This is a genomic window from Sphingomonas kyeonggiensis, from assembly GCF_014196745.1.
In the GTDB taxonomy this organism is placed as follows: domain Bacteria; phylum Pseudomonadota; class Alphaproteobacteria; order Sphingomonadales; family Sphingomonadaceae; genus Sphingomonas; species Sphingomonas kyeonggiensis.
This window is the reverse complement of record NZ_JACIEH010000003.1, coordinates 259526-280461: the sequence shown is the minus strand read 5'-3', so window position 1 is coordinate 280461 and position 20936 is coordinate 259526. Positions and strand designations below refer to the sequence as shown.

Below are 20936 nucleotides of genomic sequence, written 5' to 3'. Positions count from 1 at the left end.
GCGTCGGTGGCAACACCGGCGCCCTTTTTCTTTGGCGCCGTCACCGCTAGAGGCTCCCTCGACGAAATGAGGATTTGATGACGACCGATCTGGATCAGCTGCGAACCGACCTGCTCGGCTCCATCGAGGCAGCCGCGGGGCTCGACGCCGTGGAAGCGGTGCGCGTGCAGGCGCTCGGCAAGCAGGGCGTGGTGACGGGCCTGCTCAAGACGCTGGGCGGGATGAGCCCCGAGGCGCGCCAGGTCGAGGGGCCGCGCATCCACGCGCTGCGTGAGGCGGTGACCGAGGCGCTGGCCGCCCGCAAGGCCGGGCTGGAGAAGGCGGCGCTCGACGCGCGGCTCGCCAGCGAGACGATCGACATGACCCTGCCGGTCGATGGCGTGCCCGCGGGCAGCGTGCATCCGGTCAGCCAGGTGATGGACGAGCTGGCGGAGATCTTCGCCGATCTCGGCTTCGCAGTCGCCACCGGTCCCGAGATCGAGGACGATTGGCACAATTTCACCGCGCTCAACATCCCCGAGACCCATCCGGCCCGGGCGATGCACGACACCTTCTATTTCCCGCGCGAGGAGGACGGCAGCCAGAAGTATCTGCTGCGCACCCATACTTCGCCTGTGCAGATCCGCACCATGGTGCAGGACAAGCCGCCGATCCGGATCATCGCGCCGGGCCGCGTCTATCGCTCGGACAGCGATGCGACGCACACGCCGATGTTCCACCAGATCGAAGGTCTGGTGATCGACAAGGGGATCACGCTCGGCCACCTGAAGTGGACGCTGGAGACCTTCCTCAAGGCGTTCTTCGAGCGCGACGACATCGTGCTGCGCCTGCGCCCGAGCTATTTCCCGTTCACCGAGCCTTCGGCCGAAGTCGATGTCGGCTTCACCTGGCAGAACGGCAAGCGCGTGATCGGCGGCGATCCGCGCAAGAGCGACAATGGCGGCTGGATGGAAGTGCTCGGCTCCGGGATGGTCCACCGCAAGGTGATCGAGAGCTGCGGCCTCGATCCGAACGAATGGCAGGGTTTTGCATTCGGCACCGGGGTCGACCGGCTGGCGATGCTCAAATATGGGATGGACGACTTGCGCGCCTTCTTCGACGGCGATCTGCGCTGGCTCAGGCACTACGGCTTCTCGGCGCTCGACATTCCCACGCTGAGCGGGGGAGTGGGCGCATGAAGTTCACCCTGAGCTGGCTCAAGGAGCATCTCGACACCAACGTCTCGGTCACCGACATCGAGGAGGCGCTGACCCGTGTCGGCCTCGAAGTGGAAGGCGTGGAGAATCCGGGCGAGAAGCTGAACGGCTTCCGCGTCGCCAAGGTGCTGACCGCCGAGCGCCACCCCCAGGCGGACAAGCTGCAAGTGCTGACCGTCGATACCGGCGAGCAGGTGCTCACCGTGGTCTGCGGCGCGCCCAATGCAAGGGCAGGGCTGGTCGGCGTGCTCGGCACCCCGGGCGCGGTGGTGCCGGCCAATGGCATGCAGCTGAAGGTCGCCGCGGTGCGCGGCGTCGAATCGAACGGCATGATGTGCTCGACGCGCGAGCTCGAGCTGGGCGACGATCATGACGGCATCATCGAGCTGCCGGCCGATGCGCCGGTCGGCACGGCGTTCGCCGATTATGCCGACCTCAACGATCCGGTGTTCGACATCTCGATCACCCCGAACCGCCAGGACTGCATGGGCGTGCGCGGCATCGCGCGCGACCTCGCCGCGGCCGGCCTCGGCACGCTCAAGCCGCTTGCCGCCGATCCGGTGGCGGGCGAGGGCGCGGGTCCCGAGGTGAAGATCGAGGCGCCCGAGGGCTGCCCGGCCTATTACGGCCAGACCGTTTCGGGGGTCACCAATGGCGCGTCGCCCGAATGGATGCAGCGCCGGCTCAAGGCGATCGGCCAGCGGCCGATCTCGGCGCTGGTCGACATCACCAACTATGTGATGATCGATCTCGGCCGCCCGCTCCACGTCTATGACAAGGCCAAGCTGTCGGGCGCGCTGACCGTGCGCAAGGCGAAGGCCGGCGAGCAGGTGCTGGCGCTCAACGAGAAGACCTACACGCTCGACGAGACGATCACCGTGATCGCCGACGCCAACGGCGTGCACGATATCGGCGGCATCATGGGCGGCGAGGACACCGGCGTGTCCGAGGCGACCACCGACGTCGTGATCGAATGCGCCTATTTCGATCCCGACCATATTGCCCGTGCCGGCCAGAAGCTGATGCTGACCAGCGATGCCCGCTCGCGCTTCGAGCGCGGCGTCGATCCGGAATTCCTCGAAGACGGCATCGCGATCGCGACACGGCTGGTGATCGAGCTGTGTGGCGGCAAGCCGAGCGAAGTGACCCGCGCCGGCACGCTGCCCAAGGTGGGCGTGACCACCGGCTACGACCCGAAGCTCGCCGAGACGCTGGGCGGCCTCGCCGTGCCGGCGGCGCGCCAGGTCGAGATCCTCGAGAGCCTGGGCTTCACCGTCCAGCCGCTCGACGGCAATGGCGATCCCGTGGACCTCGACAAGGGCTTCGACGCGCTGCGCGTCACCGCGCCGAGCTGGCGCCGCGATGTCGACGGCCCGGCCGACCTGGTCGAGGAAGTGATCCGCATCGAGGGCATCGACAATGTCCCCTCGACGCCGCTGTCGCGCGTGCCCGGCGTGGCCAAGCCGACCGCGACGCCCGAGCAGAAGATCGAGCGCAAGCTGCGCCGCAACGCCGCCGCGCGCGGTCTCAACGAGGCGGTGACCTGGAGCTTCGTCTCCGAAGCCGAGGCGGCGCCGTTCGGCGGCGGTGCCTGGACGCTGGCCAACCCGATCAGCGAGGACATGAAGGTCATGCGGCCTTCGCTGCTGCCGGGCCTGCTCGCGGCGGCGGAGCGCAACCTGAAGCGCGGCGCGACCTCGGTGCGCCTGTTCGAGCTGGGCCGTCGCTATCTGGCCGAGGGCGAGCGCCCGACGCTGAGCGTGCTGCTCGGCGGGGCGAAGAGCCCGCGCGGCTGGCAGGGCGGCAAGGCGCAGCCCTTCACCGCGTTCGACGCCAAGGCCGAGGCGATCGCGCTGCTCGAGGCCGCTGGCGCGCCGGTGGCGAACCTGCAGGTGATGGGCGAGGCGGGCGACGTCTGGCACCCGGGCCAGTCGGCAACGCTGCGGCTCGGGCCGAAGACGGTGCTGGCGGCGTTCGGCATGGTCCACCCGAGCGTGCTCAAGGCGTTCGACCTCGACGGCGATGTCGCCGCGGTCGAGCTCTATCTCGATGCGATGCCCGCCAAGCGGGGCGGCACGGGCTTCATGCGTACGGCCTATACGCCGCCGGCGCTGCAGGCGGTGACGCGCGACTTCGCCTTCCTGGTGCCGGCCACGCTGGCGGCGGGCGACCTGGTGCGCACCGTGAAGGGCGCGGACAAGGCGACCATCGTCGACGCACGGCTGTTCGACCTGTTCACCGGCACCGGCGTGCCGGAGGGGCAGAAGAGCCTGGCCATCGAAATCACGCTGCAGCCGGGCGAGAAGAGCTTCACCGACGAGGAGCTGAAGGCAGTCGCCGACAAGGTGGTCGCCGCCGCGGCGAAGCTCGGCGCCACGCTGCGGGGCTGATGCAATGATCGACCGGTTCCTCCCCGGCCTGGACGGCAAGATGGAGGACCCGGTCGACTTCACCTGCATGACGGTGTCGATGCCCGGCGACCTCGATCCGTTCGAGCGCCATGGCCGCTTCGCCATCCATCTCGATGCCGAGCTGCGGCTGGCGGGGCTCGGCTGCTGCTCGGGCGGCGGCACGCTCTACACCCATGTCGATTTCGACGCCGAGGACCCGACCGAGGGCGCCGACGCCGCCACCATCCTCGACATCGACGCCACCGATGTGGAGCGCGCCCGGGCGCTGCTCCGCCTGCATCTGCCCGAACTCGGCGCGCCGGCGGGGACGCTGGTCCAATATGGCCCGCACGAGGACCGGTTCGACGGGGAGGGCTGGCAGCTGCACGAGCCGCGCGGCGACCTGCAACAGGAATAGCCGAGCGCGACCAATCACTTCCCCGCTTGCCCTATAAGAAAGCGTAGCAGCGAAAAATGCAGGTGCGCCGTGCACCTGACGGGTGCAGACGCGTTGGCGGATCATGACGGATACAGGGACTGAACCTGGCGGCCATGTCCGCGGCACTCCGGGCTATCGGCGCCTGACGCTGGCGATGCTGTTCGCGGGCTTCTCCACCTTCTCGCTGCTCTATTCGGCCCAGCCGCTGCTGCCGCTGTTCGCCAGCGAGTTCCATCTGAGCGCCGAAGTGGCGAGCCTGGCCATATCGATCGCCACCGGACCGCTCGCCGTGGCGATCGTCATCGCAGGCATGCTTTCGGACAAAATCGGGCGGCGGCCGCTGATGGTGGCCGCGATGTTCGGCGCGGGGCTGCTGACCATGCTCACCGGGCTGGCGCCGGGCTGGGACAGCCTGCTCGCGCTCCGCCTGCTCACCGGCATCGCGTTGGCCGGCATGCCCGCGGTCGCCATGGCCTATGTCAGCGAGGAGATCGACCCGCGCTCTGTGGGGCCGGCAATGGGGCTCTACATCGCCGGCAGCGGGATCGGCGGCATGGCCGGGCGGCTGGGCGTGAGCCTGCTGACCGAGCTGATCGACTGGCGCTGGGGACTGGTCGGCGTCGGGCTGGTCGGCCTGTTGATGGCCGAGGGATTCCGCCGCCTCGCTCCGCCCTCGCGCCGCTTCGTGCCACAGGCGGTGCACCCGGGTGCGGTGCTCGCCGCCGGGCGCGCGCTGCTCAAGGACCGCGCCATGCCTTTGCTCTATGCCGAGGCGTTCCTGCTGATGGGCGTGTTCGTCACCATCTATAACTATGTCGGCTTCCGGCTGCTCGCACCGCCCTTCGGGCTGAGCCATGCGGCGATCGGGGCGATCTTCCTGCTCTATCTGCTCGGCTCGGTGAGCTCGACCTGGTTCGGGCATCTCGCCGAAAAGCGCGGGCGGCGGCTGGTCTTCTGGATTCCCACCGCGATGCTGCTGGTCGGCGTGGCCCTGACCGCCTCGATGTGGCTGGCGCTGGTGGTGGCAGGGATCGGCATCGTCACCATCGGCTTTTTCGGCGCGCATTCGATCGCCTCGAGCTGGGTCGGAAGGCGCGCCCGGGCGAGCCGGGGGCAGGCGGCAGCCTTCTATCTGTTCTTCTACTATCTCGGTTCGAGCGTTCTCGGCTCTGCAGGCGGCGTCGCCTGGACCGGCTGGGGATGGACCGGCGTGGCGCTCTATTGCGGAGTGCTGACGGTGCTGGCGCTCGCGATCGCGGCGAAGCTTTCGACCATCCCGCCATTGCCGCTTCCCGAAGTCACCCCGCCGCGGCCGATGGGAGCCGATTGACGCACCGGCGGAGCCTCAATCGCCCGGGGTCACGCGCCTGATTCGGAACCGTCGCTATTCCAGTAGCGCCAGATGCCCGTCTCGACGCCATCGGTATACACACCTTCCGCAGCGATCTGGCCATTGTCGTGATAATCGCGCCAGCTGCCGCTCTCGACACCCTGTACGTAATTGCCTTCGGAAGCGATCTCGCCGTTCGGGTGGTAGGCGACGAAGCTGCCATGCCGGATCCAGCGGCTGCCATCGTCGGACAGGAAGCGCGAATAGCGGTATCGGATCTTGCCGTCCTCGAACGGTATCTCGGCGATGTTGAGCGCATCCATGCGCCGAAACTATGCGAGGCGCGGGGTATCTCGCAACATGCCACGGCGCTCACACGCCCAGCCACTCCAGGCCGTGGGGCAGCATCTCCGCGGAGAAATCCACCTGCAGCACCCGGCGGTGCCGCGCGCCGCTGCTGGCGGCGGAGGCGTGGACGATCGGGGTGGCGCAAAGCCAGACATCGCCGGCCTCTGCCAGGCAGGCCGCGGTGCCGCGGCGTTCGACCACCGCCGCCAACTCGGTTTCGGGAATCCGCCCGAGCCGGTGCGAGCCCGGCGCGATCAGCAAGGGCGCATTGTCCTCGGGCACCGGATCGAGATGGACGCGGATCGTGCGCATCGATTCGATCAGCGCGAAGGGCGGCTCCACGTGGAACATGCCCTGTTTTATCGACCAGGGGCCGAAGCCGGGCGCCTCGCGACGCTCCCGCACCGCGATCGTCCGGTCCTGATGCCAGCCGAGCGCCCAGTTGGTGCCCGGGCTCTTGTCGAACAGGATCGCGCGGACCGGGCGCATGCCGGGGACCAGCGCGCCGAGCGCATCGGGGTCGAGCAGTTCGACCAGGCCGGGCACGCCGTGGAGGCGAAGTCCCGCACGGTCCGCCGGCTGGCCTTCTGCCAATGCCGACAGCGCGCCAAGAAAAGGGGCGGCCGCACCCGGAAGGTGCGCCGCCCCATCTTCGTTCAGCGAAAGCGCCAAGCTCAGAGCTTCTCGGTCAGCTCCGGCACGATCTTGAACAGGTCGCCGACCAGGCCGATGTCCGCCACCTGGAAGATCGGGGCGTCCTCGTCCTTGTTGATCGCGATGATCGTCTTGGAGTCCTTCATGCCCGCGAGGTGCTGGATCGCACCCGAGATGCCGATCGCGACATAGACTTCCGGGGCGACGATCTTGCCGGTCTGGCCGACCTGATAGTCGTTCGGCGCATAGCCCGCGTCCACGGCAGCGCGCGAAGCGCCGACGGCGGCACCGAGCTTGTCCGCCAGCGGATCGATCAGCGCATGGAACTGCTCCTGCGAGCCGAGCGCACGGCCGCCCGAGACGATCACCTTGGCGCTGGTCAGCTCCGGACGCTCGGACTTGGCGATCTCGGCACCGGCGAAGGTCGAGAGACCCTTGTCGCCTTCGCCCGACACTGCCTCCACGGTGCCCGAACCGCCGGTGGCCGCAGCCTTGGCGAAGGCGGTGCCGCGCACGGTGATCACCAGCTTCTTGTCGCTGGTCTGCACGGTGGCGATCGCGTTGCCGGCATAGATCGGACGGGTGAAGGTGTCGGCACCCTCGACCGAGAGGATGTCCGAGATCTGCATCACGTCGAGCGCGGCAGCCACGCGCGGCGCGATGTTCTTGCCGGTGGTGGTCGCCGGGAAGAGGACCGCGTCGTGCGAACCCATCAGCGACACGATCAGCGGCGCGACGTTCTCGGCGAGGAAATGCTCATAGGCAGCGTCGTCGGCGACATGGACCTTGCCCACGCCTTCGATCGCCGCCGCCTGGCTGGCGACGCCGTCGACGCCCTTGCCGGCAACGAGGAGATGGACTTCGCCGACCTTCGCCGCGGCGGTGACCACGGCGAGGGTGGCGTCCTTCAGGCTCTGATTGTCGTGCTCGACCCAAACCAGCGTCTTCATTTCGCGACTCCCAGACCCTTGAGCTTCTCGACCAGCTCGTCGACCGAGCCCACCTTGATGCCGGCCGTGCGCTTGGCCGGCTCGACGACCTTGAGCGTCTTGAGGCGCGGGGCGGTGTCGACGCCGTAGTCCGCGACGGTCTTCTTCGCGACCGGCTTGGACTTGGCCTTCATGATGTTCGGCAGCGTCGCGTAGCGCGGCTCGTTGAGGCGGAGATCGGTGGTGACGATTGCGGGGAGTTTCAGATCGACCGTCTCGAGGCCGCCATCGACTTCGCGGGTGACCTGCATGCCATTGCCGCCCAGCTCGACCTTCGAGGCGAAGGTGCCCTGGGGCCAGCCGAGCAGCGCGGCCAGCATCTGGCCGGTCTGGTTGCTGTCGTCGTCGATCGCCTGCTTGCCGAGGATGATCAGCCCGGGCTGCTCCTCTTCGGCGACCTTGGCGAGGAGCTTGGCGACGGCCAGCGGCTCGATCTCGTCATCGGTCTGGATCAGGATGCCGCGATCGGCGCCCATGGCGCGCGCGGTGAGCAGCACATCGGTTTCCGCCTTGGCGACGCCGATCGTGACGACGACCACCTCGGTCGCGGCGCCCTTTTCCTTCAGGCGCACGGCTTCCTCGATCGCGATCTCGTCGAACGGGTTCATGCTCATCTTGACGTTGGCGAGATCGACCCCCGTCCCATCCGCCTTCACGCGGGGCTTCACGTTATAGTCAAGCACGCGCTTGACCGGCACCAGAACTTTCATCGAAATCCTCTCCATCGCTGGAAGAACGGCTGTGCGAACCGCTAATGCCCGAGATTCCGGCCAAGTCCACCCCAAACAGTGATAGGGCATACCCAATCATCGAAAAACCCGCGCGGATGGTCGTTTTGCCGAGGTGCCGCGGGTTCACCCGAAATTCAGACACGAACCTTCAACTTCATGCAGGAAGGGAGAGGACAGATGGGGAAGTACCAGCTGATCATCGGAGCAGCCCTGGCGGCAAGCGTCGCCACGGCACCCGCGTTTGCGCAGGACGCGCCGGTTGCTGCCAAGGACAAGGCGCCACCCAGGACCGTCACCAGGCCAAGCGGGGCGGTCTCGTCGAGCTATGCGCGCTGCGCACCCGGCAGCCCGATCGGCGGCATCGTGGTGAAGGGCGGAGTCAATCCGACCAAGCGGGAGGGCGCGGCCGAGCCGGAATGCCCGTCCTCCGATCCTGCGGAAGCCGCGGAGGGCAAGGGCCGGACCTATACCGGCGGCCGGCGCACGGAAGACGCGGCGCCTGCTGCGGCCGAAGCCGCCAAGCTCCCGGCAACCGGGAACATGCCCTCGCGCCTCTCGATGACGCCGACCACCGCCAGGACGGCCGAACCGCCGGCGCCAGCGGACAAGAGCATCAGCGAGAAGGGTGTGGCGGCGTCGAAGCCGCGCTGACGAAAAAGGGGCGGAAGAGACCCGGTCTCCTCCGCCCCCTTATCGGTTCAGCCAGTCAGGTCGCTCAGGCGGCGAGCTTCTTGACCTCGGCCACGATCTTCTTCGCGGCATCGCCCAGGTCGTTCGCGGGAACGATGGCGAGGCCCGAATTGGCGAGGATTTCCTTGCCCTCGGCGACGTTGGTGCCCTCGAGGCGCACGACCAGCGGCACCGAGAGGTTCACTTCCTTCGCCGCGGCGACGATGCCGGCGGCGATGATGTCGCACTTCATGATGCCGCCGAAGATGTTGACCAGGATGCCCTTCACGTTCGGATCGGCGAGGATGATCTTGAACGCCGCGGTGACCTTCTCCTTCGAAGCGCCGCCGCCGACGTCGAGGAAGTTGGCCGGGAACATGCCGTTGAGCTTGATGATGTCCATCGTGGCCATCGCCAGGCCGGCGCCGTTGACCATGCAGCCGATGTCGCCATCGAGCTTGATGTACGCCAGGTCGTACTTCGAGGCTTCGAGCTCGGCGGGATCTTCCTCCGACTCGTCGCGCAGCTCGGCCAGGTCCTTGTGGCGGAACATCGCGTTCGAATCGAAGCCGACCTTGGCGTCGAGGACGAGGAGGTTGCCCTGCTCGGTCAGCGCCAGCGGGTTCACTTCGATCTGCGCGGCGTCGGTTGCGACGAAGGCGGCGAACAGCGACGACGCGACCTTGGCGGCCTGCTTGCCCTGGTCGCCGGTCAGGCCCAGCGCGGCAGCGACGGCGCGGCCGTGGTGCGGCATGAAGCCGGTCGCGGGATCGACGTCGAAGGTGTGGATCTTCTCGGGCGTCGAGTGGGCGACTTCCTCGATGTCCATGCCGCCCTCGGTCGAGACGACGAAGGCGACGCGGCCGGTGGCGCGATCGACGAGGAGCGCGAGGTAGAATTCCTTGGCGATGTCGGCGCCGTCGGTGACGTACAGGCGGTTGACCTGCTTGCCGTGCTCACCGGTCTGGATCGTCACCAGCGTGTTGCCGAGCATGTCGGTCGCATGGGCGCGGACTTCGTCGAGCGAGAAGGCGAGGCGGACGCCGCCCTTCGCATCGGGGCCGAGCTCCTTGAACTTGCCCTTGCCGCGGCCGCCGGCATGGATCTGCGACTTCACGACGAAGAGCGGCCCGGGCAGCTTCTTGGCGGCCTCGACGGCCTCCTCGACGGTGAAGGCGGCAAAGCCCGCGGCGATCGGCGCGCCGTACTTCGCCAGCAGTTCCTTGGCCTGATATTCATGGATGTTCATGGGAACGCGCCCTCATGGTTATGGCGGGAAGGAGTTTGCGCGTGCCTTAAGCACGACGCGCGCGCGAATCCAAATCTTTTCGCTTTAATTGCGAGTGCGACGTACTCGCAATAAGAAGATGGAAGAGCCGGTATGGCTTGGCGATCGGCGCGTGGCTAGGAAAGGCGCATGTCCCTTGCCCTTGCCGCCGCACTGCTCCTCGCTCCCGAGACCGCCCATGCCGCACTCGACCGGCTGGCGGGCTGCTGGGACGCGCCGGGCGAGGTGATGGGCAAGCGAGTCGCGACTCGCGTGCGCGGCGCCTGGCATCTGGGCGGCCGCTACCTGCTGCTCGAGTCGCACGGGCTCGACCCCGCCGATCCCTATGACGCGGCAATCGCGATCGGCGACCATGACGGCGACAGGCTCAGCGCCTGGTGGATGGACAGCTTCGGCGCCGGCTACAGCGCCGCCGGCAAGGGCCGCGCCGACAGGGAAGGCGTGCTGTCGATCGACTATGCCTATCCCGACGCGCTCTATGCCAATCGCCTCGAGCCGCTGAGCAAGGGCTGGCGCTGGACGATCACCGCCCGCAAGCCCGACGGCAGCGAGAGGCCCTTCGCCAGCTACGTGCTGACTCCGACCAAATGCGACGGCACGGCCTTCGCCTTCTGAGCGACAACGCCTATCTAACGACCATGTCCCCCTGGTTCGGCCTTGCCCTGTTCCTCGCCACCATCGCCGCGATGGAGGTCTTCGCCTGGGCGATGCACCGCTGGGTGATGCACGGGCCGGGCTGGTTCCTGCACGAGAGCCATCACCGGGCCCGCACCGGCTGGTTCGAATGGAACGACCTCTATGCCGTGATCTTCGCCATCCCTTCGATCGTCCTGCTCTATGGCGGGGTGCAGGCGGGCTGGTGGCCTGGTTTCACGTGGATCGGTGCCGGAATCGCCGGTTATGGCGCGATCTATTTCGGGTTCCACGACGTGATCGTCCACCAGCGGGTGGCCCATCGCTACGTCCCCCGCTCGACCTATATGAAGCGAATCGTCCAGGCGCACCGGCTCCACCATGCGGTCGAATCGAAGCACGGCGCGGTCAGCTTCGGCTTTCTCTGGGCGCCACCCGCCGAGGAATTGAAGCGCCAGCTCAAGGTCAATGCCGGTTTGGGCCGCTTCCGCGCGAACGCGGATTGACGCCGGCCCCGGTGCCGGACACATGCTTGGGTTTATGGAGCATCTGAACCTCTCCGAGTCCGAGTGGCGCAAGCGCCTGAACCCGGAACAGTTTCACGTGCTGCGCGAGGCGGGAACCGAACCCGCTTTCTCCGGCCGCTTCACCGACAACAAGGCCGATGGCCTCTATCTCTGCGCCGGCTGCAAGCTCGAGCTGTTCGACAGCGCCGACAAGTTCGATTCGGGATCGGGCTGGCCGAGCTTCACCCGGTCGATCAGCCCGGAGAACGTCACCGAGCATGCCGATGTCAGCCATGGCATGCGCCGGGTCGAGCTGCGCTGCGCGCGCTGCGACGGGCACCAGGGCCATGTCTTCCCCGACGGTCCGCCGCCGACCGGCCTGCGCTACTGCATAAACTCGGCCAGCCTCGATTTTCGTTCACGTGGTGGCAACCACAATGCCGCTAGCGAGCAGGGCTGAGCGCCTGATCCTTGTGAGCGGGCCGAATAGGGCTTAATCGCACTCCCCCGATGCCATCGAAAAACCTGCCAGCCGTGATCCGCACGCCCAAATGGCGTGATTTCTCCTTTTGGAAGCGTGTCGCCTTCTGGACGCTGATCAGCGGAGGCAGCCTGGCGCTGCTCGCTTTCATCGCGCTCCTGATCGCGGTCTATTCGACCAAGTCGACGCTGCCGAGCTTCGACGAGCTGAAATCCTCGCCCAACGGCCAGATGATCCGCGTCCATGCCGCGGACGGCACGGTGCTGGTCTCGCTCGGGCCGAGCTATGGCGAGTGGATCAAGTACGACCGGATTCCGCAGGTGATGAAGGACGCGATCATCGCGACCGAGGATCGCCGCTTCGAATCGCACTGGGGCGTCGATCCGGTCGGCGTCGCCCGCATGTTCTGGCGCGCCAAGCAGCTGCACGACGAGGGCCGGCGCCTGCAGGGCGGCTCGACCATCACCCAGCAGGTGGCACGCACCATCTTCCTGTCGAACAAGTACGATCTCGGCCGCAAGGTGCGCGAAGGCATCATCGCGCTGTCGATGGAGCGCAAGTTCAGCAAGGACGAGATCCTCGAGCTCTATCTCAACAAGGTCTATTTCGGCGGCGGCGCATACGGCATCGACGCGGCGAGCCGGAAATTCTTCGGCCATCCGGCGACCAACCTGACGCTGGCCGAGGCCGCGGTGATCGCCGGCCTGGTCAAGGCGCCCTCGCATTATTCGCCCACCGCCGATGCCGAGGCCGCGATTGGCCGCGCCAGCGTGGTGCTCGACCTGATGGCCGAGACCGGCAAGATCACCGAGGCCCAGGCCAGGGCGACCGATCCGCGCACCGTGGCGCTCGCGCCCGAGCCGCAGCAGAACAGCGTGCGCTACTTCACCGACTGGGCGCTGCCCCAGCTCGAGGTGCTGATCGACGAGACCGAGGCGCCGCTCGAGGTGTGGACCACGCTCGACCTGAACATGCAGCGCGCCGCCGACGACGCGATCCGTGCCAATGCGCCCAAGAACGCGCAGGGTGCGCTGGTCAGCCTCGACCGCGACGGCGCGGTGCGCGCGATGGTCGGCGGCAAGGATTATGTCGCGTCGATCTACAATCGCGCGACCCAGGCGACCCGCCAGCCGGGCTCGGCATTCAAGCTGTTCGTCTATCTCACCGCGCTGGAATCGGGCCACAAGCCCGACGACCTGGTGGTCGACGAGCCGGTGACGATCGCCGGCTGGAGCCCGCGCAACAGCTCGGGCGCGTTCCGCGGCGAGATGAACATCCGCACCGCCTTCGCCTATTCGGTCAACACGATCGCGGCGAAGCTCGGCCAGGAAGTCGGCTTCGGCGCGATCGCCGACATGGCCCGCCGCTTCGGCATCACCACCCCGGTCGACACGCATCCCGCAATGGTGCTCGGCACTTCGGACGTACGCCTGATCGACATGACCCGCGCCTTCGCCTCGGTGGCGAACAAGGGCGTTGCAGTGACGCCGTACGGCATCACCCGGGTGACCGCGAACGGCGCGGTGATCTACCAGCACGAGGTCGATACCAGCCACGTCCTCGTTGCCCCCTATGTGGCGGCGCAGATGACCGACCTGATGCAGACCGCCGTCGCCACCGGCACCGGCCGTGCCGCGCAGATCGGCCGCCCGGTCGCCGGCAAGACCGGCACCACCACGTCGAACAAGGACGGCTGGTTCGTCGGCTTCTCCTCGGGCCTCACCACCGGCGTGTGGATGGGCCGCGACGATGCCAAGGTCGTCCCCGGCCTGCAGGGCGGCACCGCGCCGGCGCGCGCCTTCCATGATTTCATGATCAAGGCGGTGGCGAAGCGTCCGGTCGAGCAGTTCGACACCCAGGTGACCTTGCCCGAATATCAGCTCGACGAAGAGAATGCGGCCTATGGCGAGCCGGATAATGGCGTGTTCGTCGACGAGGACGGCAATCCGGTTGCCGAGGACCAGCAGCCGCGTAGCGACGGCAGCGAGGTCGTCCAGCCGGTTCCGAGTCAGCAGGGCGGGCAGGGCGACGAGCAGCTCGACCAGGACTGGATCGACCGGATGACGGGCAAGCGGGCACCGGCGCCCGCCCAGCCGCAGCGCGACCAGCGCGAGGCCCCGCGCGACGTTCCCCGGCAGACGGCCCCGCAGCCGCGCGACGGGGCGCCGCGCGGCGAGCAGCAGTAATCCATTATCGTCACCCCCGCGAAAGCGGGGGCCCATCTCCCGGATGGGCAACGAGCACATCGGTTGTGATTTTGGGGTAGCGCACGAGATGGCCCCCCGCTTTCGCGGGGGTGACGGCCATCATTTGCCGTACCAGTGCAATCCCGCACCATTGCGCTTCAGCCAGGCGCGCGCACGATCCGGATCGCCTTCGTACAATTCCGCCACCACGCGGTGGAACGCCGGCGAGTGGTTCATGTGGATGCGGTGCGCGACCTCGTGCGCCACCGTCGAGCGGCGGACGAAGCCCGGCGCCAGGAGCAGCCGCCAGCTGTAGCGGATCTGCCCCGAAGAGGCGCAGCTCCCCCATCGGCCGCGCGGATCGCCGATCGAGACCTTGGTGACGCTCACCCCGGCCCGTTCGGCATATTCGGCGGTCTCTTCGCTGAGCAGGTCGAGCGCCGCCTGGCGGAGCCAGCGCTCGATGCGCTTTTCCAGCCCCTCGCGCGGGCCGCCGCAGAGCAGCTGGTCGCCGACCAGCCTCGGCGTGCGCCCGGCCCCGGTCGCGGGCCAGACGATCTCCACCTCGGCATCGCCGATCGGAATCCGGGCACCCGGCGCGAAGGGCCGCGCCTCGGGCATCTTGGCCTGTTGCAGCGCGATCCAGCCCTGCTGCTCACGCGCCCAGTCCATGCCCTTCTTGAGCGAGGCGCGGGGCGGCAGCGTGAGCTTCACCTTGCCCGACCGGGGATCGACCGAGAGCCGCATCCGCCGCGCTCGGGCGTGACGGACCACCTCGATCTCCGGGTCGCTCAAAGCTCGCGGTCCACCAGGTGATGCTCGAAATCCACCACATCGTCCTCGCTGACCGTCCAGCCGCGGGTCGACTCGCCGGCCTTGTGGACCGACTCCGGATCGCCGCTGACCAGATAATGCCAGTCGGGCAGCGGCTTGCCTTCGCCGCGCAGGCGATAGGCGCAGGTGGAGGGCAGCCACTCGATGTCGCGCACGTTGCGCGCGGTCAGCCGCACGCATTCGGGGACATAGGCATGGCGATGCTTGTAGTCCGAACAACGCCCCATCCGCCGGTCGAGCAACCGGCACGCGACGTTGGTCGCATGGAGCTCGCCGGTCTCCTCATCCTCCAGCTTGTGGATGCAGCACTTCCCGCAGCCGTCGCACAGGGCTTCCCATTGTGCGCGGTCCAGCTTCTCCAGCGGCAGGTCTTCCCAGAATTTACCGGTCATTTCACCCAATGGTCGAGCTGCTCCAGCAGGGCAGCGGCGTCCTTCTCGATCGGCAGCGACGTGATTGGCTTGCCGTCCTTGTCCATCAGATAGGCAATCTGGCTGTGTCCTACCAGATAGGCGCCGCCCGGACCGGGCGCTTCCTTCTTGGCATAGACCGCATATTGCTTCTCGACCGCCTGGATCGCCGCCGGCGTGCCGGTCAGCCCGACGATGCGATCGTCGAAATTCCGGACGAACTCGCCGACCACCTTGGGCGTGTCGCGCTCGGGATCGACGGTGACGAAGATCGGCACGATGGCCTTCGCCTTGGCCGGCGCGCGCTTGTCGAGCAGCTTCATCGCCTGGCCGATCTTGAGCATGTCGTTCGGGCAGATGTCCGGGCAATAGGTATAGCCGAAATAGACGATGCGATATTTGCCGGCGAAATCGCCGTCGCGCACCGTCTTGCCGTTCTGGTCGGTGAGCGCGAAGGGCCCGCCGATCCGGGCACCGGCGAGCGGCGGCTCCTCGCTCGTACCGCCGCTGCAGCCCGAGACGATCAGTAGCAAAGGCGCAAAGGCCTGAAATATCCTGCTCATGGTATCGCCAGCCATGATCTGATAGTTCGGGGCTTGCAAGCACTGCCGCTATGGGGTTTGGGCAAACACATGACCGTTCGCGTATTGGGCGCCGCCGGCGCCGCCCTGCTGATGCTCGCCGCCGTGCCCGCATCGGCCCAGCAATTCTCCGACAGCTACAATTTCCTCAATGCCATCCGCGAGACGGACGGCAGCAAGGTGAACAAGTATCTGGAGAACAAGTCGCTCCGCATCGTCAACACCAAGGATCGCAACACCGGCGAGGGTGCGCTGCACATCGTCACCAAGCGCAGCGACTCGACCTATCTGCGCGTGCTGCTCCAGCAGGACGACATCAACGCCAACCTGCAGGACGGCCGCGGCAACACCGCGCTGCTCATCGCCGCCGAGCGCGGCTGGGACGAGGGCGTGCAGATCCTGATCAAGTACGGCGCCAATGTGAATCTCGCGAACATGAGCGGCGAGACGCCGCTGATCCGCGCGGTGCAGGTCCATGACATCAATGTGGTGCGCGAGCTGCTCGACGCGGGCGCCAATCCGGACCGCACCGACAACGTCACCGGCAAGTCGGCCCGCGACTATGCCCGGGACGAGGCACGCTATCCGCAGATCGCCAAGCTGCTCGCCGAAGCCGCCAAGGGCGGCAAGGCCAGCGGCAGCGCGGCGCCGGCCGGCCCGAAGCTCTAGAAGCCGGACTCGGCTTCCGGATCGAGGATCTGGATGACCCGGCGCGCGGCGCGCCGGGCGAAGGCCAGGGTGCATTTCCTGCGCGTCGGCGCGGGCAGGGGCATTGTCGCCGCCTCGCGCATCACCGCCGCGTCATAACGGTCCGCAACGATCAATCCGGCACGCGAGGGCAGGAAGTTTTCCTGCTCGAACGGGCGCAGATCGAATCCCTCCGGCACCGCCCAAAAGAACCGGTCGCAATGCGCGAGATAATCGGTCCACTTCCCGTCGCCGAGCAGATCTGCACGCGAGACCTTGATCTCGACGATGACGATGTTGCCGCGGGAATCGATCGCCATCAGGTCGGCGCGACGACCGCCTTCGAGCGGCACTTCGGCCAGGGCCACGCAGTCGTGGCGGAGGAGGAGCCGCGTTACTCCGCGCGCCACATCGGCGGCGATCAACGGGTCTGGCTGAATCGAAACGGCCGGAGAGTTCATCCCCGGCGGTTTAGAACATTAGGCGAACGCAGGAAACCCCGCGACTCGGCTCAGCGATAGAAAACGTGGTTGCCCACCGAGCCGACACGGGCACGCTTCCAGCTCGGATTCACATAACGAGCATGGAAATAGAGCGCCTCGGGGACCGGTGAATCCCACTGCTCCTTCATCGCGACCTGGGCCACGGCGAGTGCCTTCTTCCACTGGCCATTGGCCGGCGGGGTCGGCAGCTTGCCGCCGCGCACGAAGGAGAACTGGCCGCGCTGGGTGACGACCCCGCAGACCGAGCGCGGGAAGCGGCCGGATTCGGTGCGGTTGAGGATCACGTCCGCCACGGCAAGCTGGCCGGCAAGCGGCTCGCTCTTGGCTTCGTAATAGACGCTGACGGCAAGGCAATTGAGCTCGCTGTCGAGCGACGCGGGCGCATCCTGGGCGGCGACGGCTTCGGAGAGGGATTCGAAATCTTCTTCGTCCGTATCCGCATCGGGGATCTGCTGGACGATTTCGCCCTTCGGAAGGGCGACCGGCGCGGCCTGGGGGGCCGGCGTGGGAACAACCTGGTGTTCCAGCGTGTTGACCGCCTGAATGGGCGCATCCTGCGCGTTCAGGGTCACATCGAGCGTGGCGGCATTCGCAAGTGCGCCAGCGCAGAAAGTCACGGCCGCGAAGCACGCGGCGCGATGGATGAACTTCATTAGGCTTCGTTGCTGTGCGGTTGGTGCGCGGCCGGCCCGTTTTCTTCTCAGGACCGCCGGGCTTCCCCCCCGACTGCGTAACCGACCGACTTCACACCCCGGGCAGCACAACGCGATTGATGTAGCGCGGGCCTTTCGCCGCTAGGCGCCCATATGTCAATTGATCGTGAATGTTTCAGCGGCGAACCGTTCCGCCTGCGCGATATCCAGTTCCACCACCCAGAGATCGGAATCGCGCGCGCGACGCCGCCTCCAATAGGCAGTAACTTCGCCGTCATCGGCGAATTCGCGAGGTCCGGAAGCGATCAGCGCAGCACTTCCGTCCGGCCCCAGGCCACGTTCGACGAAGCGCGGATTGGCGCCGCGCTCGACCAGCAGGAGCAACACCGCCCCCGCCGTCGCATCGCCTTTGGCGAGCACCATCGCGCTGCCACCCGCGCCCTCGGCACGGCGGATCAGCGCATTGACGAGCAGCCCGGTGGCGAGCCGTGCCATCAGCCCTGGGCGTAGCCGGGCAGCGAGGCGAGCGGGATGCGCGAGCGCATGAAGGTGCCCGTGCCGCGTGCGGCTTCCTCGCCGGTCGCATCGATCAGCCGCGCTTCGCCGACGAACACGCGCCGCTGGCCGCTCACCCAACGCCCCTCCGCCACCACCGGCCCGGGACCGAGCGGCTTGGTGAGCAGCAGGTTGAACTGGGTGGTCAGCACGAAGCGATCGGTGACCAGGCTGTTGACCGCGTAGAAGGCGGCATCGTCGAGCATCTTGAAATAGCTCGTGCCGTGCGCCGCACCGGCCGCGTGGAAATAGCGCTCGTCTATCGTGAAGCGGATACGCGCAAGGCCAGGCTCGGGAATCTCGAGCACGGACTCGAACAACCGGTTGATCGGCGCCGCCGCATAGAGCGATTCCAGGGCGCGGAAATGAGCCTCCGCGCCACTGACTTCGGGCCCGATCGGTTCAGGCAGCGTCACGCGCCTCCACGCCGGCGAGCAGCGCATAGAGCGCATCGTGCGAGCCGGCACCGCGCAGCTTGGCGGCCACGCCCTTGTCGCGCAGCAGCCGCGAGACGCAGGCCAGGGCCTTGAGATGCTCGGCACCCGCGCCCACCGGCGAGAGCAGCATGAAGACGAGATCGACGGGCAGTTCGTCCACCGCGCCGAAATCGACCGGCTTCTCCAGCCGCACGAACACGCCGCAGACGCGGCGGATCGCATCGAGCTTGCCGTGCGGGATGGCGATACCCGCGCCGAAGCCGGTCGAACCGAGCTTCTCGCGGGCGGTCAGGGTCTCGGCGACAGCGCGCGCGTCGAGGCCATAGGCCTCGGCGGCGGCTGCCCCCAGCGCTGCGAACAGCGCCTTCTTGCTGGCAACACTCACGCCGGAAAGCACTGCCTCCGGCACGAGCAATTCATGGATCGTCGTCATCGATATTCCAGTTAGGTCCGCCCCAGACCCTACTACTCAGGCGGCGCGATTGGGTTCCACCCAGCCGATCGTCCCGTCGCCGCGCCGATAGACCATGTTATGGGCACCTGTCGCGCTATTTCGGAACAGCAGCGCGTTGGTGTTGCGGAGGTCGAGCATCATAACTGCATCCGAAACGGTGGCATCCGGCACATCGACCCGGGTCTCGGCGATGATCAGCGGCGCATCCGAGGGCTCGGCCTCTTCTTCCGCTTCCTGGAACAGCGTGTAGCCGGCGTTGTTGTCATAGGCGCCATTCTCGGCGAACGCGTTGACCACGCCATTCTGCCGGTCCTTGAGCCGGCGCGTGTAGCGGCGCAGCTGCTTGTCGATCCGGTCGGCGGCACCGTCGAAGGCGCCATGCGCCTCCATGCCCTTGTTGGTGGCCTTGAGGACGAGGCCCTGCATCACGTGCATCACGATGTCGCAGGTGAAGCCATTGTCGTGCGGCCCCTTGCCGAAGGTCGCCTGGGAGGAGAGCGCCCGCGAGAAATATTTGTCGGCTATCCCCTGGAGTCGTTCGTTGACCTGCGCCTTGAGCGCGGCGCCGGTCTCGACCTGATGCCCAGAAACCCGGATGTCCATTTTTCACCTCCACTTGTTCGAGGAGTTTAGCTGGGCCGAAGCCCGAACCGATTGACCGCGGTCAACTGCCGGGGATCAATTGGTCGGGGCGGCGCCCCAGAGTGGCTCCTCCATCTTAGAGAGAAAGGCCGCGTGGCGTTCGAGTTCCGCCGCACTGGCCGCAAACTGGCGCGCGGGACGCACATGTACCCGCGTTGGGGCCTCCGCGGCGGTCTCGCGCATCACCGGCGCGTCGACCGCGAGGCCCAGAGTGATCTGCCGACCGCCGGTCAGCTCGACATAGACCTGCGCAAGCAGCGAGGCGTCGATCAGCGCCCCGTGCAGGGTGCGCTGGGTGAGATCGATGCCATAGCGCGTGCAAAGCGCGTCGAGTGTGTGCTTGGCGCCGGGATGCTTGACCCGAGCGATCGCCAGCGTGTCGACCATGCGGCCGAGATCGACGATCGGCCGACCGCTGCGCTTCAGCTCGCCGTTGATGAAGCCGAAGTCGAAATTGGCGTTGTGCGCGATCATCGGGCTGTCGCCGATGAACTCGAGCATGCCCTCGACCACATCCTCGAACAGCGGCTTGTCCGAGAGGAACACGTCCGACAGGCCGTGGACGTTGAACGCCTCGATCGGCATCGGCCGCTGGGGATTGATATAGGCGTGGAAATTGCGCCCGGTCATCACCCGGTTGACCAGCTCGACACACCCGATCTCGACCAGCCGATCGCCACCCGAGAAGCTGAGCCCGGTGGTTTCGGTGTCGAACACGATTTCACGCATTTGTCACTTATCCTACTGCCGGGCCGACTAGGCAAGCAGTGACATCACGTACTGCCGCACGGGTCTCCCCGATCGGCACGCCGGTGGGGATCACGAAGTCGGCGCGGGCGCGTTTCTCCGCATCGGGAAGCTGGCGGGCGAGAATCGCCTCGAATCGTGCAACCGTCATGCCCGGCCGGGCGAGCACGCGTTCGCGCTGGACCTCGGGCGGGGCCGAGACCACCGCGATCTTGTCGACATGCTTCCAGCCGCCGGCTTCGAACAGCAGGGGCACGTCGAGCACGACCAGCGGCCGGTCGCGATTCGAATCGAGAAAGGCATTGCGCGCATCGGTCACGGCGGGGTGGATGATCGCCTCGAGCCGGGCAAAGGCAGTGGGATCGGCGAGCACCGCCTCGCGCAACAGGGTGCGATCGACCCCCAGCGCGGTGGTGGTGTCGGGGAATTCCGCCTCGATCTCGGCGACCAGCGCGCCGCCCGGGCCCTGGAGCTTGTGGACCTCGGCATCGGCGTCGAACACCGGCACGCCAAGCTCGGCGAACATCGCCGCCACGGTCGACTTGCCCATGCCGATCGACCCGGTGAGGCCCAGAACAATCATCGGCGCACGA

The 20936-nt window shown here is 67.2% G+C and carries 26 protein-coding genes; 10 read left to right on the top strand and 16 right to left on the bottom strand.

What is annotated here, in order from left to right; all coding sequences use genetic code 11:
• Positions 1-77: 77 nt before the first annotated feature.
• The 4 genes from pheS to GGR46_RS16410 all read left to right on the top strand — a co-directional run bounded on the left by pheS (position 78) and on the right by GGR46_RS16410 (position 5355).
• On the top strand, positions 78-1178 hold the full coding sequence (pheS, locus tag GGR46_RS16425) for a phenylalanine--tRNA ligase subunit alpha (RefSeq protein WP_183999115.1): 1101 nt from the start codon (positions 78-80) through the stop codon (positions 1176-1178).
• The gene (pheT, locus tag GGR46_RS16420) at positions 1175-3586 is read left to right on the top strand and encodes a phenylalanine--tRNA ligase subunit beta (RefSeq protein WP_183999114.1); all 2412 of its coding nucleotides are present in this window, start codon (positions 1175-1177) and stop codon (positions 3584-3586) included. The genes pheS and pheT overlap by 4 nt, the downstream gene beginning before the upstream one ends.
• Before the next feature lie 4 nt (positions 3587-3590).
• Positions 3591-4004 (top strand): hypothetical protein, encoded by a 414-nt coding sequence (locus GGR46_RS16415; RefSeq protein ID WP_183999113.1) that lies wholly within the window; start codon positions 3591-3593, stop codon positions 4002-4004.
• 103 nt (positions 4005-4107) lie between these two features.
• A complete protein-coding gene (locus GGR46_RS16410) occupies positions 4108-5355 on the top strand; it encodes an MFS transporter (protein ID WP_183999112.1) in 1248 nt (415 codons plus the stop codon).
• Between the two features lie 29 nt (positions 5356-5384).
• Here the strand turns inward: GGR46_RS16410 and GGR46_RS16405 are convergent, their stop codons facing one another.
• Genes GGR46_RS16405 through GGR46_RS16390 form a run of 4 tightly spaced genes read right to left on the bottom strand, consistent with a single transcriptional unit; the run spans position 5385 to position 8056 of the window.
• Positions 5385-5678 (bottom strand): toxin-antitoxin system YwqK family antitoxin, encoded by a 294-nt coding sequence (locus GGR46_RS16405; RefSeq protein WP_183999111.1) that lies wholly within the window; start codon positions 5676-5678, stop codon positions 5385-5387.
• Between the two features lie 49 nt (positions 5679-5727).
• On the bottom strand, positions 5728-6375 hold the full coding sequence (locus GGR46_RS16400) for a phytanoyl-CoA dioxygenase family protein (RefSeq protein ID WP_221262828.1): 648 nt from the start codon (positions 6373-6375) through the stop codon (positions 5728-5730).
• 2 nt (positions 6376-6377) lie between these two features.
• Complete coding sequence (locus GGR46_RS16395) at positions 6378-7307, bottom strand: electron transfer flavoprotein subunit alpha/FixB family protein (protein WP_183999110.1); 930 nt, start codon at positions 7305-7307, stop codon at positions 6378-6380.
• Positions 7304-8056 carry an electron transfer flavoprotein subunit beta/FixA family protein gene (locus tag GGR46_RS16390; protein ID WP_183999109.1) on the bottom strand — a complete coding sequence of 251 codons (753 nt, stop codon included), beginning with the start codon at positions 8054-8056 and terminating at the stop codon, positions 7304-7306. Before GGR46_RS16390 ends, GGR46_RS16395 begins: the two co-directional genes overlap by 4 nt.
• Before the next feature lie 198 nt (positions 8057-8254).
• Here GGR46_RS16390 and GGR46_RS16385 point away from each other — a divergent pair, with 198 nt between their 5' ends.
• On the top strand, positions 8255-8728 hold the full coding sequence (locus tag GGR46_RS16385) for a hypothetical protein (RefSeq protein ID WP_183999108.1): 474 nt from the start codon (positions 8255-8257) through the stop codon (positions 8726-8728).
• A gap of 64 nt (positions 8729-8792) precedes the next feature.
• On the opposite strand, the gene sucC is transcribed toward GGR46_RS16385, so the two are convergent.
• On the bottom strand, positions 8793-9995 hold the full coding sequence (sucC, locus tag GGR46_RS16380) for an ADP-forming succinate--CoA ligase subunit beta (RefSeq protein ID WP_183999107.1): 1203 nt from the start codon (positions 9993-9995) through the stop codon (positions 8793-8795).
• A 168-nt stretch (positions 9996-10163) separates the two neighbouring features.
• On the opposite strand from sucC, the gene GGR46_RS16375 reads away from it, so the two are divergent.
• Genes GGR46_RS16375 through GGR46_RS16360 form a run of 4 tightly spaced genes read left to right on the top strand, consistent with a single transcriptional unit; the run spans position 10164 to position 13840 of the window.
• Positions 10164-10649 (top strand): hypothetical protein, encoded by a 486-nt coding sequence (locus GGR46_RS16375; protein WP_183999106.1) that lies wholly within the window; start codon positions 10164-10166, stop codon positions 10647-10649.
• A gap of 23 nt (positions 10650-10672) precedes the next feature.
• Positions 10673-11173, top strand: a complete 501-nt coding sequence (locus GGR46_RS16370; protein ID WP_183999105.1) for a sterol desaturase family protein — start codon at positions 10673-10675, stop codon at positions 11171-11173.
• Positions 11174-11207: 34 nt separating this feature from the next.
• Positions 11208-11633 carry a peptide-methionine (R)-S-oxide reductase MsrB gene (gene msrB, locus GGR46_RS16365; RefSeq protein WP_183999104.1) on the top strand — a complete coding sequence of 142 codons (426 nt, stop codon included), beginning with the start codon at positions 11208-11210 and terminating at the stop codon, positions 11631-11633.
• 50 nt (positions 11634-11683) lie between these two features.
• Entirely contained in the window at positions 11684-13840 is a 2157-nt protein-coding gene (locus GGR46_RS16360; RefSeq protein ID WP_183999103.1) for a transglycosylase domain-containing protein, read from the top strand.
• Between the two features lie 120 nt (positions 13841-13960).
• On the opposite strand, the gene GGR46_RS16355 is transcribed toward GGR46_RS16360, so the two are convergent.
• From GGR46_RS16355 to GGR46_RS16345, 3 genes are read right to left on the bottom strand one after another with little or no spacing between them, the layout of a single operon-like run.
• On the bottom strand, positions 13961-14635 hold the full coding sequence (locus tag GGR46_RS16355; RefSeq protein ID WP_246426193.1) for a M48 family metallopeptidase: 675 nt from the start codon (positions 14633-14635) through the stop codon (positions 13961-13963).
• Positions 14632-15066 (bottom strand): YcgN family cysteine cluster protein, encoded by a 435-nt coding sequence (locus tag GGR46_RS16350; protein ID WP_183999102.1) that lies wholly within the window; start codon positions 15064-15066, stop codon positions 14632-14634. The genes GGR46_RS16355 and GGR46_RS16350 overlap by 4 nt, the downstream gene beginning before the upstream one ends.
• A complete protein-coding gene (locus GGR46_RS16345; RefSeq protein WP_183999101.1) occupies positions 15063-15647 on the bottom strand; it encodes an SCO family protein in 585 nt (194 codons plus the stop codon). The genes GGR46_RS16350 and GGR46_RS16345 overlap by 4 nt, the downstream gene beginning before the upstream one ends.
• Before the next feature lie 69 nt (positions 15648-15716).
• Here GGR46_RS16345 and GGR46_RS16340 point away from each other — a divergent pair, with 69 nt between their 5' ends.
• Entirely contained in the window at positions 15717-16334 is a 618-nt protein-coding gene (locus GGR46_RS16340; RefSeq protein WP_183999100.1) for an ankyrin repeat domain-containing protein, read from the top strand.
• Here the strand turns inward: GGR46_RS16340 and GGR46_RS16335 are convergent.
• From GGR46_RS16335 to coaE, 8 genes are all read right to left on the bottom strand, one after another.
• Entirely contained in the window at positions 16331-16813 is a 483-nt protein-coding gene (locus GGR46_RS16335) for an MmcB family DNA repair protein (protein WP_183999099.1), read from the bottom strand. The genes GGR46_RS16340 and GGR46_RS16335 overlap by 4 nt on opposite strands.
• A gap of 50 nt (positions 16814-16863) precedes the next feature.
• Positions 16864-17472: a cell wall hydrolase gene (locus GGR46_RS16330; RefSeq protein ID WP_343058202.1), complete on the bottom strand. Its 609-nt coding sequence runs from the start codon at positions 17470-17472 to the stop codon at positions 16864-16866.
• Between the two features lie 192 nt (positions 17473-17664).
• Positions 17665-18006 (bottom strand): DUF1491 family protein, encoded by a 342-nt coding sequence (locus GGR46_RS16325; protein WP_184000059.1) that lies wholly within the window; start codon positions 18004-18006, stop codon positions 17665-17667.
• Positions 18003-18506 (bottom strand): PaaI family thioesterase, encoded by a 504-nt coding sequence (locus GGR46_RS16320; RefSeq protein ID WP_183999097.1) that lies wholly within the window; start codon positions 18504-18506, stop codon positions 18003-18005. Before GGR46_RS16320 ends, GGR46_RS16325 begins: the two co-directional genes overlap by 4 nt.
• On the bottom strand, positions 18466-18933 hold the full coding sequence (locus GGR46_RS16315) for a PTS sugar transporter subunit IIA (RefSeq protein ID WP_183999096.1): 468 nt from the start codon (positions 18931-18933) through the stop codon (positions 18466-18468). Before GGR46_RS16315 ends, GGR46_RS16320 begins: the two co-directional genes overlap by 41 nt.
• A gap of 36 nt (positions 18934-18969) precedes the next feature.
• Positions 18970-19557: a ribosome hibernation-promoting factor, HPF/YfiA family gene (hpf, locus tag GGR46_RS16310; RefSeq protein WP_183999095.1), complete on the bottom strand. Its 588-nt coding sequence runs from the start codon at positions 19555-19557 to the stop codon at positions 18970-18972.
• 75 nt (positions 19558-19632) lie between these two features.
• Positions 19633-20325, bottom strand: a complete 693-nt coding sequence (gene dnaQ, locus GGR46_RS16305; RefSeq protein WP_183999094.1) for a DNA polymerase III subunit epsilon — start codon at positions 20323-20325, stop codon at positions 19633-19635.
• 7 nt (positions 20326-20332) lie between these two features.
• Complete coding sequence (gene coaE, locus GGR46_RS16300; protein WP_183999093.1) at positions 20333-20926, bottom strand: dephospho-CoA kinase; 594 nt, start codon at positions 20924-20926, stop codon at positions 20333-20335.
• Positions 20927-20936: the final 10 nt, after the last annotated feature.